Genomic DNA, 10,059 nt, shown 5'->3' on the forward strand with positions numbered 1-10,059 from the left:
TTGGCGGAAGCGCAGAGATTCGAACTCTGGAACCCTTTCGGGTCGCCGGTTTTCAAGACCGAAGAAAAATAAAGAAAAATCAGTATAATACGCAAAATGGCTGAAAAGTTAATCAGACTTAACACCAAGAAAAATCAAGATATTAGGGAGTTATTCAGAGTTAATATACCAAGTCTTTTTGCCAGAAAATTTTCTGGATTGTCTACTTACTGACCACAAGCGGCAAATCCAGTGTTGGTGTGATTTTGGTTTTACGATCGTAAATCAACACCTGATTTTCTGTTTTGTGTCCACTGAAAATTTGTTTGTCGCGACTGCTGCCTTCGTAATCTGAAATCCCTTTGGCTTTTATGTCATGAAAATTACATCCGAACGGAACGCCTGCTTTTTGCTCGGCTGCGCGTTTAGCCTGATTCCACCAGTTGTTCAGCGTTTTAGCGATGACTTTCCCGCCTTTGGTTGTGCTGATCACATACTCGCATGTGCCGGAAGATACATTTCGGGCTAACTGGATCGCCGTACGTAATCGCGGAGACCATTCCTTGATTTGTTTGGTGCCTGTTTTGTTTTGCTCAATGTAGATCCCTTTATCCATAATATCCTGCCATTTTAGCTCGAGAACATCACCGAGCCTTGCCGCACAAAGATAGGAAATCTCCATTGCAATGCGTAACTGTGGAATTGCTTCCGCGTATATCGCCGCATACTGTTCATCGGTTATGTAAACAGTGCGGGCTTTAAGCGTGAATTTTCTGACGCCTTTGCATGGATTATTTTTCACATACCCACGCTCATATCCCCATCCGTATACGCGACTCAGGCTTGCCAGCTCATGGTTTGCCTGGGTCTTGCTCTCAAGTCCCCGCTTATCCATGAAAATTCTTACTTGCTCAATTTTTACATTATCAGCAAGCACTTTACCGAATACCGCCAGCAACGCCCTCTGATGTTGTCGATAATCTTTTTGGGTTCGGGGTGCCAGTTCTGTAAATGCAGGGGAGTCCATAAACATGTGCCATAATTTAGCGACGGTCATTATGTTGTGGAGTTTTGCTTTTTCCAGTTCATAATTTTGCCAGACTTTAGCTACGCTGGTTTCCCGTACTCTTCCGAGCCCTATAGTTCTTGTGCTTCCTTCGGGTTTCCACACGTAACTGTAACCATTCGATCTAACACGCGGTGGTAGTGCATTATCTTTTTTGTTTTTTCTTGGTCTTCCCATTGTTCAGCGCCTCAAAATCGGGTTCAGCGGAAACCAGCTCAGCTGCTTTTGGCATCGTTGTCAGTCCGTGTGGAATATCCCTGCGAAGAACTATTGGTTCGTTTTTAGGACCGATTACAAATGGGATGCCGTGCAGCCTTAACTGGTGTTGCTGTTTTGTGTATCGCTCGTATTTCGTGATCTATTGAATCTCTGCTGGCGATAGAGTTAATTCGTACATGTGGTCACGTGCCTTACAGCATGACCGCCGCCAATATAATTCAGAGACGGCGATCAGGGTTGAACATTAAAAATCAACCGGATTCGGGATCAGTTTTTGCCAGATTGCTGAAACGTATTTTGCCTGGTGACGGGCGTCATCCAGTGCATTGTGGCGAACGCCTTCGAATGGAATAACGGTTCTAGCATCAAAGTCGATTGTTTTTCCCAGCTCAACGATTGTGCGTACATCGCGATCGTTGTGGTAGCGCCACGGCAGGGGATTCCCTGTCGTTCGTATGAACGGCGTAAAATTACGTTGTCGAAACTGGTTCCGTTGCCCCAGACCTGAACAAAAAACTCACCGGAGTTTTCGTCGATAAATTCCCGTAATTGCAACAGTGCATCATCTAACGGGATTTCATCAGCCAGAATGGCAGACTGCGCTTCGCGCGATTGCTTCAGCCACCACTTAACGGTGTCCCTGTCAATGACACCGCCAGCAGTATCCAGATCGATGGTCTTACTGAATTCTGGCCCAATATCTCCGGTTTGCGGATCGAAAAATATTGCACCTATTGAGATAACTGCAGCATCAGGATTTTTTCCCATGGTTTCCAGGTCGATCATCATATGAGTCCACATTCTGTTGCTGGTGGATATGTATTTATGATGACTGTTCACCGTAATTAGGGGATTTGCCGTCTCGCCAGTTTCATCACTGCTATTGCCATGCTGAGCGTCACCAGCGCTCTCCTTACGAGAATGCGCAGTGCTTTCCATTTTCTCCGAATCTTTTTCAGCCAGATTTTCTTCATCGAATGTTTCCTGATATGTTGTGTTACCCATAACAGGCCCGCAGTCCGGACATTTTCCGCCGCCAGCCCGGCCGCAAGTATTGCAGCTTTTTTCAGTCTCCTGTTGTGCTGTTGGCTCTGACTGTTGCACTTCTGGCCCGTTTTGTTGCGCATCCGGGCTGTTTTGTTCCGCTTTCTGGTCGTTCTGTTCCATTTCTTGCTGATTCTGGTACACAGAATCGCGAGTCTGGATCCCCTCAACCCACTTCGGATCATTCGGGTCGCTAATTCCTTCAACAAATTCACCACGTGATGCAGCAAGCACTTTGTCTGCATCAGGCAGATTTTCTGTCTCCATTTTTTTATTTGTTTCGACCGTGTTAACTTTTACCGGCTCTGGTTGTTCAGAGTTTTGTGCGGCATTGGTATTTTGCGGTAAGCCTGTGTATGTGCCATTTTTTCGGGCGACGTATTCTTCTTTGGTGATTTCAGTAGCCCCGGCAGCCAGAGCCTTATTCAGACCAGACAGTTTGTTTGCGCGACCGTATTTTTCGCTGTCCTTATCGGTAAAGAGGAAGTAGAACGGTCCTTCACGCTCTACAGATGGTTCAGCTTCCAGTGCGCTTTCATTTTTTTGGGTGCCAGATACTTCTGTTTCCACTGCATCAGTTTGTGTTGCTGACGACCGGAGAACATCAGCAGGACTCTGATCCGTTTCTTCATCTTCAAACACGCCTTTTGTCGTCAGGTATTCAGTGATGTATTTGTTCAGCGCCACGGGATCTTTGTGAATGTTGAGCGGACGTTCGCGAACAAGACCAAAAATCGTCTGACGGCTGTAGCGAAGCGCATCAGGCTGTTTGCGCATTGATGCGGAGATACGCTTCCAGTCTTCTCGGTCGTTGTCGATAACTTCATTTTTTGCCCAGCGATGGATACTGCCGTCAATGTTTCCGGCATCAATATCACCAGGCCAGAGGGCGCAGGCCAGTTCGCCATCCAGTGTTTTCCATGTCTGCTTGTATTCGCGATGAATGACAGCAGTTACGGAGTCAGTTTTTCCTGCAGAGTTTTCAGTGCCTTGCCGGTTGACTCTGGCGCGGGCAAGATCGACGACGGAATTATATGCTCCACCTTCTTTGCGCTCCTTTTCCATGCGTTTTTTATGTTCGAGAAAATACGCCTGAACGTCGGGCCATTTGGCTGTTGGTTTTAAATCACGTCTGGCATCGTTGATGTACTCAGTCTGACGCTCAGGATATATGGCGTTAATTTCTTTAGTCCTGATAATTGCTTCAGTGAGGTGTCCATCAAAAGTCGTCATCTCGTCATCGCCGAGAAGCCCGCTTGCATTGATGACCATATCCACGGTGATGTTTTCATGTGTACCGAACCTGACAAGGACAGCAGCCCGCTTGTCTTCAGATAACTGATTAAAGTTAACAGTTTCTGTATCCGGTTCAGGGTCGACCGGAACAAAGGAAGCCGACTCCTCATTCCAGCGGTTTTCCTGCATATATTCGGAATCCCAGGAATCGAGAGCAGGGCGGGCCATGCCGGGTTTATCCTCGCAGACAAGAAATTTATAAGCACAGTCCTGAGCTTCCGGGTATTGTTCCAGAAATAACCAGCTAAATTTGGCTCTTGCCCGGCGTTCGTCGCCTGCTTCAATGGCAGTGGCCACAGGTTTAGCGCCTTCTGCTGTTGCCTGTTCGTCCGGAATGGCGGCGCAAATAAAGACTTTACTCATTTTGTTTTAACCTCATTACAGATTTAAGGGTGAACAAATCCCTGCCATTGCTGACATATAAAAATAAAACCGGATATTTATTATGGGGCTGTTTTAAAGGCCTGCCGGGATTTCGTTATTGTTCATGCGAATAACTTTGTCGACAGGATAACAGTTCCCGGGAATTTTTTGCTCTGCCGCGGCAGTCATGCATTCTTCCATTGAGTCATGTATGTCAATAACAAGATCAATCGGTTCACCAGAAACAAAAAAAACAGTCAGAACGAGTACAAATGCCGTATTCATTGCCTGCATCCTGTTTGCATCAGACGTAAACGGGCCAGCATCGAAACAATGCATATTTTATTTAGCAGTTCCTGTTCGTGTTTTCTTTTATTAATGGCATCTTCAGTAAATATCTGATTGCTGATAGTGACACCAATTTCAAAACAACCTTCAGACGTATTAACGTTTGGTAATAACGTTTCCATTATCGCGTCCTCAACAATGAATTTTGTGATGCGGTGCCTGGTGCCTCCAGGTGACGTTAACCAGTTAACAATTAACGCCGGATACAGAGAATCCACCCATAACACTGTTTTTGGTTTTAACTGTTCCGCGTGCGCTGAGCCGCATTCACCGCATCACAAAATTCACTTTAAAAAGGGCGGACATCAGTTCATGGGCAAACAGATGCCGCCAAACGTCACCAGAAAATTGATAACAGAGGGCGTTGCAGCGGGGTTGTCACTTAAGCGTATGGTCAACCTGACAACCCGGTGTCCTCAACGGGGAAGGAATAACCCCGCCATACTTACCGCCGCGCCATTTCGCGGAGTGCCACAACCGGAAGCGCACGGTCGACGAAAATTTAACGACAGGCTATCTATGAACCAGCTACCTCGCCGTGCGCTTTCGCGTTATGGTCTGACTTTTCAGGGAAATATCCTTTCAGTAAACTGTCAGTGCCGGATGCTCACCCGTGTCCGGCGCACGCACTCTACCTCACCCGTGAATAAATTAATGATTAATTGATATTTTATAGGTGGATTCAACTTTCCCATCGGATGTGTGATGCTTTAAATCACAGGAATTAATACTGCTTGCTGTAAAGTGATTTTTAAGGGGGGCTATTCGAATCCCTTTCTTTTTCATTAACAGGCCAAATCCCTTATTAATGATGTCCATTAATTCCAGAAAGTATTTTTCATGTAAATCCTGGTTATCAGAGAGCTGCTTCTCTTCGTATAGCCCGATAAAGGCTCGGCGCACGTTACCGGATATATTATCGATGGTTTCTTTTTCTACGGTACTCAGGTCAAGAGTAGCCAATTGAGAACGAACTATATTCGCTGCCATTTCCTGGAATGGTATTGGTAAATCTTTAAATTCCATCGTCAACCTCATCAGTCAGTGTTTCTGGCTAACCAGCGACGCGCGCCAGATTCGGTTTTAAGCGTTTTGCTTTTGGTATACGTCATTGCGGTGAACGTACCGTCCTGGTTTGGGAACACGCCGCACACCAGAGATTCGTTGTTGCCAAGATCGATAGTATTCATGCTGACCTCATTTCCCCTTAACGCCGGGGTAGCGGAACTGTTTGCTGAGAACACCGTGCGGTGTCTTGGTGGAGATTAATTTAGAATAACCTAACAAATGTAGCAAGTATTTTTGTTAGATTGGTCTAACAAAAAGAGTGAGGGAATCTAAGTATCTGAAAGGAGTGTTATTTTATTGATTTGTTTTTACGTGCTTTAAGCATTTCTTCGAAGAGTTTATTGAAATTCTCTACTCTTGCGCGCATTTCAGACAGTAAGGCTTCCTGCTCGGAGGAGGGAAGAGCATCGAATAATTCGATCAATTCTTTGTGGCTGGGAGTTAACTCGGTTTCCACATGAAGTTCTTGTGCTGGCACTGGTGCCTTGTCTTCGTCACCAAACATTAGCCATGTAGGCGAGCACTTCAGCGCATCAGCTAAAGCAAATAACCGCTTCCCGACCGGTTGGGTTTCGTCTCTTTCCCATTGTGAAATTGTGACGTGAGCTACCCCAGCGAGGCGTGCAGCTTCTCGTTGTGTTAGGCGTAATTCTTTTCGTCGTGCCAGAACTCGCTGGCCTAGGGTTCTTGTATCCATAGTTAGGTAATTCTAATTTTTCTTGACTTAGGTATCCCGCGCACATTACTGTTAGGAATATCTAACAAGAGGGGGCTTTGATGCTTAAAGTTGACGCAATTACTTTTTTTGGCAGCAAAACAAAACTTGCCAATGCCGCAGGAGTGAAACTGGCAAGTGTTGCTGCATGGGGGGAACTGGTTCCTGAAGGTCGCGCGATGCGCCTGCAAGAGGCATCCGGCGGGGAACTTCAGTACGACCCCAAAGTTTATGACGAATATCGTAAGGCAAAGCGGGCGGGGCGGTTGAACAATGAAAATCACCCCTGAACAGGTTTGTGAGGCTCTGGATGCCTGGGTATGCCGACCAGGAATGACACAGGAGCAGGCGACGATATTAATCACGGAAGCATTCTGGGCTCTGAAAGAACGCCCGAACATCGATGTTCAACGCGTCACGTTTAATGATGGCGAGGTTGATCAACGGGCGTTGGGCGTTAACCGGGTGAAGATATTCGAACGCTGGAAAGCTATCGACACCAGGGATAAGCGGGAAAAATTCACGGCGCTGATTCCGGCAATTATGGAGGCTATCCGGATCAGCGATTTCAGGTTGTATTGTGAAATTACTGACGGAAAAAGCATTACGTACATGATCGCCGGGTTAAACAAAGAATATGGTGATGTGGTGGAGTCCGGGCTGCTTTTTGCGGATCCATCTGTTGTGGAACGTGAGACTGACGAGCTTATAGAAAAAGCTATTGCTTTCAAGCATGCGTATCGTCAGCAATACCAACAAAAAGCTGGATGGAATTATGAGCCTTCTTTTTGCTGAACGCCCACTGGTTATAAACACACAGCTTGCGATGAAGATTGGCTTAAATGAAGCCATTGTGTTGCAGCAGTTGCATTACTGGTTGAGAGATACCAGTTCCGGTATGGAATGTGACGGGGTTCGCTGGATTTATAACACAACAGAACAATGGCTGGAACAGTTCCCGTTCTGGTCAGAGTCAACGTTAAAACGCGCATTTGCAAGTCTGAAAACGCTGGGGCTTTTGCGTTGCGAAAAGCTCAACAAATCAAAGCGTGATATGACTAATTTTTACACGATTAATTACGAGAGTGAGCTTTTAGATGGTGGCAAAGTGAGCGAATCCATCAGGTCAAAATGCGCCGCTCCATCGGGTCAAAATGACACGATGGAAGAGGTCAAAATGGCACGCTCCATTGGTTCAAAACGACCCAATGTCATCGGGTCAAAATGGCCTGATGATCTTACAGAGAATACAACAGAGATTACTACAGAGAATAAAAACACTTCTCGTCCGGAAGCTTCGCAACCGGACCCGCAGACGGCTGAACAGGATTTTTTAACCCGACACCCTGACGCGGTTGTGTTCAGTGCGAAAAAACGCCAGTGGGGAAGTCAGGAAGATTTGGCGTGCGCACAGTGGATCTGGGGACGAATCGTGAGTCTTTACGAGCAGGCTGCCAGCGATGATGGCGAGATCACGCGACCGAAAGAACCAAACTGGACCGCATGGGCCAATGACGTGCGCACAATGCGGATGCTGGATGGCAGAAGCCACAGACAAATTTGCGAAATGTTTGGTCGGGTACAGCGAGATCCATTCTGGGTAAAAAACATCATGAGCCCGTTAAAGCTTCGCGAAAAATGGGACGACCTGGTCATCCGCCTGGGGCGTTCACCTGTACAGTGTTGTGTGAATCATATTTCTGAACCGGATACCGAAATTCCGCCTGGTTTCAGGGGATAAGTGGTGATTTTAGGGCATAAAGTAATGTTCAGGAGGACTTATGGCAAAAGTATTTACACAGGAAGAGCGGGAAAAAATTAAAGGACAGGTGGTGGAACTCGTGCGCCAGAGCGGTCGTGAGACGTTACGGCAACTGGAAGCTAAAACAGGTGCGACAAGATATCTGATGAGCGTTCTTGCCAGAGAGCTGGTTGCCAGTGGTGATGTATATCACTCTGGCTATGGGGTGTTCCCGTCAGAACGGGCTCGTAAGGACTGGCAAAACGCCCGCAAAAAACTCTCGAGGGCAAAGGTGAAGAAACCTGTTGTGGTTGATCCGGGCCTTATCTGGACATTACCCGACGGAGAAATACGCCGCTACGACAGGCGTATGAACATAATCTGTCGCGAGTGCCGGAAGAGCGAAGTTATGCAGCGTGTATTGGCGTTCTATCAGGGATATGCCTAGAATTGTCACAGGTAATGAAATTAAAGAGTATTGGTTCGGATATGAATTGACATTTTCGCGGCACAGAGCTAAAAATAGCCTACTTGTTGGTTTTGTGTGAAAAGCAGACATTTTGAGGCTCAGGATTTGTTATCAAATAAGACCAATACTTATCTATATTAATACACATTAAATACTGTGCAATACATTATTGCATTTTATTAGATAAGCGATATTTAGGGAAAAGAAAAGTCATAGAAAACAGGCCGCTATTTGTTGTTGGATTTTATAGGCTATATCTAGATTATCTTGCCACTGCGGTCTCTGTTTACCTAACAGCTTGGGCTTCTTTGCATGCAAGTTTGTAATAACAAGTGTAATCAAACGGAATGTCTATTAATCCTAAACTTAAGCGTATCGCGCGACGCTATCCAGCGTTATTCCAATATGAGTCCCCCTATATGGCAAGAAAATTAATAATATTCGGCAACGGTCTCGGTATGGCTTTAGATCCTGCTCACTTCTCCTTAGACAGAGCGTTGGAAGAAATTTGGCATCGCCCCAATTTTTTAAAAGATATCCACAAGCAACTTATCGAGCGTTGTCTTCAGCGGCAAGGTCCACCAGAAGGAGAACATGAGTTGGATACCCTTCACCAGGCTGTCACATATTGTAAAGCTCTTGCTCAAATTGGAGAGGGGAACGTGCATTGGCTTACTGAAGATGGACTAAACTTCCCCAAAATTACCGCCACTTATATTCACAAAGTTGCAACCAGGTTGCATAATTACGATAAAGGTTTGCCACAAAGATTCGAAAATGCGCTTGTGGAGTTTGTAAAGAACACACACTCACATATCGCGACATTAAACTATGACAAATTATTATACAATTCATTCATAGATAATGATATATTCAACGGGTATGATGGGGTTTTAGTTGATGGGATGCTAAGCCACGGATTTTCCTCTGCAGCGCTCGAACGGAAATACAATCGTAGGTTTGGTTATTATTTGCACTTGCATGGTTCACCACTATTTATTAATCAGCATGAAAATGTTTTAAAACTTTCACGCTCACAACTTACTCTTGACATAGATGAACCTAGTGAGCATATAGTGTTAACTCATATAAAAAGAAAACCGTCAGTTATAGCAGCATCTAATGTTCTTTCTACGTACTGGGATTATTTGCAGTTTGCATTATTTGAATCAGAAGAAATAATATTGTTTGGTTACTCTGGTCTCGATATTCACCTTAACCTGCTTATTCGACCTTACCTAACCTCTAAGCCTTTAAGAGTAATTGAGTGGAGCGGTGCTGGTGAACAAAACGCTCGTGAGATATATTGGAAAAACCAGTTGAGACGGGAAGTTACTGTAATTAGGTTGGATAACATCACTGATTTTATTGATTGGTAGCGCAATGCGAAGTTAAAGAGGCAGCCTCATATTTATCAGAGCTGGTGTACGTCCAATACAGGAGGTTATCGTGCTGGTTCTCAAATGCGCGCTGGCTATTGCGGCTGTAGTGGCAATTTATTGTCTTGCTATTGTTCTTATGGATCGCCTTTCTGATTGATTTTATATTGGCGAGGTGACGGGAGTTAAGTAGAATTGCTGCGGGTGCTTGAGGCTATCTGCCTCAGGCATGAACACCAAAAGGCAGATAGAGAAAAGCCCCAGTTAACATTACGCGTCCTGCAAGACGCTTAATGTTAATCTGAGGCCATATCTATGCGACACATAGAGATTAGCCTCTTACGGACCAAAAGGTCAAGGAGATGTATGGGT

Annotated in this window: 12 protein-coding genes and 1 pseudogene; 5 read left to right on the plus strand and 8 right to left on the minus strand. The window is 45.5% G+C overall.

Going from position 1 to position 10,059, the window contains the following annotated elements; translation table 11 throughout:
• Nucleotides 1-202: 202 nt before the first annotated feature.
• The 8 genes and pseudogenes from EA14781_RS20320 to EA14781_RS20355 all read right to left on the minus strand — a co-directional run bounded on the left by EA14781_RS20320 (nt 203) and on the right by EA14781_RS20355 (nt 6,080).
• Nucleotides 203-1,222, minus strand: a complete 1,020-nt coding sequence (locus EA14781_RS20320; RefSeq protein WP_002462357.1) for a tyrosine-type recombinase/integrase — start codon at nt 1,220-1,222, stop codon at nt 203-205.
• Nucleotides 1,191-1,403 (minus strand): DUF4224 domain-containing protein, encoded by a 213-nt coding sequence (locus EA14781_RS20325; RefSeq protein WP_241685457.1) that lies wholly within the window; start codon nt 1,401-1,403, stop codon nt 1,191-1,193. Before EA14781_RS20325 ends, EA14781_RS20320 begins: the two co-directional genes overlap by 32 nt.
• A 105-nt stretch (nt 1,404-1,508) precedes the next feature.
• Nucleotides 1,509-3,967, minus strand: a pseudogene (locus tag EA14781_RS25875) (3'-5' exonuclease).
• A 93-nt stretch (nt 3,968-4,060) separates the two neighbouring features.
• Complete coding sequence (locus EA14781_RS20335) at nt 4,061-4,252, minus strand: DUF1482 family protein (protein WP_001090222.1); 192 nt, start codon at nt 4,250-4,252, stop codon at nt 4,061-4,063.
• On the minus strand, nt 4,249-4,437 hold the full coding sequence (gene dicB / locus EA14781_RS20340) for a cell division inhibition protein DicB (protein ID WP_000449200.1): 189 nt from the start codon (nt 4,435-4,437) through the stop codon (nt 4,249-4,251). Before dicB ends, EA14781_RS20335 begins: the two co-directional genes overlap by 4 nt.
• Nucleotides 4,438-4,966: 529 nt before the next feature.
• Nucleotides 4,967-5,341: a hypothetical protein gene (locus EA14781_RS20345; protein ID WP_002462355.1), complete on the minus strand. Its 375-nt coding sequence runs from the start codon at nt 5,339-5,341 to the stop codon at nt 4,967-4,969.
• 11 nt (nt 5,342-5,352) lie between these two features.
• Nucleotides 5,353-5,505, minus strand: coding sequence for a DUF1391 family protein (locus tag EA14781_RS20350; RefSeq protein ID WP_001091980.1), 153 nt, complete (start codon nt 5,503-5,505; stop codon nt 5,353-5,355).
• 167 nt (nt 5,506-5,672) lie between these two features.
• On the minus strand, nt 5,673-6,080 hold the full coding sequence (locus tag EA14781_RS20355) for a helix-turn-helix domain-containing protein (protein ID WP_000381213.1): 408 nt from the start codon (nt 6,078-6,080) through the stop codon (nt 5,673-5,675).
• Between the two features lie 80 nt (nt 6,081-6,160).
• On the opposite strand from EA14781_RS20355, the gene EA14781_RS20360 reads away from it, so the two are divergent.
• The 5 genes from EA14781_RS20360 to EA14781_RS20380 all read left to right on the plus strand — a co-directional run bounded on the left by EA14781_RS20360 (nt 6,161) and on the right by EA14781_RS20380 (nt 9,687).
• A complete protein-coding gene (locus tag EA14781_RS20360; RefSeq protein WP_000921592.1) occupies nt 6,161-6,388 on the plus strand; it encodes a dicB transcriptional regulator DicC in 228 nt (75 codons plus the stop codon).
• Nucleotides 6,372-6,893: a toxin YdaT family protein gene (locus EA14781_RS20365; RefSeq protein WP_000705376.1), complete on the plus strand. Its 522-nt coding sequence runs from the start codon at nt 6,372-6,374 to the stop codon at nt 6,891-6,893. The genes EA14781_RS20360 and EA14781_RS20365 overlap by 17 nt, the downstream gene beginning before the upstream one ends.
• Nucleotides 6,874-7,839: a phage replication protein O gene (locus tag EA14781_RS20370; RefSeq protein ID WP_000054522.1), complete on the plus strand. Its 966-nt coding sequence runs from the start codon at nt 6,874-6,876 to the stop codon at nt 7,837-7,839. The genes EA14781_RS20365 and EA14781_RS20370 overlap by 20 nt, the downstream gene beginning before the upstream one ends.
• Before the next feature lie 40 nt (nt 7,840-7,879).
• A complete protein-coding gene (locus tag EA14781_RS20375) occupies nt 7,880-8,287 on the plus strand; it encodes a DUF977 family protein (RefSeq protein WP_001151174.1) in 408 nt (135 codons plus the stop codon).
• Between the two features lie 440 nt (nt 8,288-8,727).
• Nucleotides 8,728-9,687, plus strand: coding sequence for an SIR2 family protein (locus tag EA14781_RS20380; RefSeq protein ID WP_000101550.1), 960 nt, complete (start codon nt 8,728-8,730; stop codon nt 9,685-9,687).
• The last annotated feature ends 372 nt before the right edge of the window (nt 9,688-10,059 follow it).

The organism is Escherichia albertii NBRC 107761 = DSM 17582, assembly GCF_000759775.1.
GTDB lineage: Bacteria > Pseudomonadota > Gammaproteobacteria > Enterobacterales > Enterobacteriaceae > Escherichia > Escherichia albertii.

What these genes read in the sequence shown, in the direction of transcription:
- EA14781_RS20320 (WP_002462357.1), bottom strand. Translation starts at nt 1,222, where the DNA reads ATGGGAAGACCAAGAAAAAACAAAAAAGATAATGCACTACCACCGCGT.
- EA14781_RS20335 (WP_001090222.1), bottom strand. Translation starts at nt 4,252, where the DNA reads ATGAATACGGCATTTGTACTCGTTCTGACTGTTTTTTTTGTTTCTGGT.
- dicB (WP_000449200.1), bottom strand. Translation starts at nt 4,437, where the DNA reads ATGGAAACGTTATTACCAAACGTTAATACGTCTGAAGGTTGTTTTGAA.
- EA14781_RS20345 (WP_002462355.1), bottom strand. Translation starts at nt 5,341, where the DNA reads ATGGAATTTAAAGATTTACCAATACCATTCCAGGAAATGGCAGCGAAT.
- EA14781_RS20350 (WP_001091980.1), bottom strand. Translation starts at nt 5,505, where the DNA reads ATGAATACTATCGATCTTGGCAACAACGAATCTCTGGTGTGCGGCGTG.
- EA14781_RS20355 (WP_000381213.1), bottom strand. Translation starts at nt 6,080, where the DNA reads ATGGATACAAGAACCCTAGGCCAGCGAGTTCTGGCACGACGAAAAGAA.
- EA14781_RS20360 (WP_000921592.1), top strand. Translation starts at nt 6,161, where the DNA reads ATGCTTAAAGTTGACGCAATTACTTTTTTTGGCAGCAAAACAAAACTT.
- EA14781_RS20365 (WP_000705376.1), top strand. Translation starts at nt 6,372, where the DNA reads ATGAAAATCACCCCTGAACAGGTTTGTGAGGCTCTGGATGCCTGGGTA.
- EA14781_RS20370 (WP_000054522.1), top strand. Translation starts at nt 6,874, where the DNA reads ATGAGCCTTCTTTTTGCTGAACGCCCACTGGTTATAAACACACAGCTT.
- EA14781_RS20375 (WP_001151174.1), top strand. Translation starts at nt 7,880, where the DNA reads ATGGCAAAAGTATTTACACAGGAAGAGCGGGAAAAAATTAAAGGACAG.
- EA14781_RS20380 (WP_000101550.1), top strand. Translation starts at nt 8,728, where the DNA reads ATGGCAAGAAAATTAATAATATTCGGCAACGGTCTCGGTATGGCTTTA.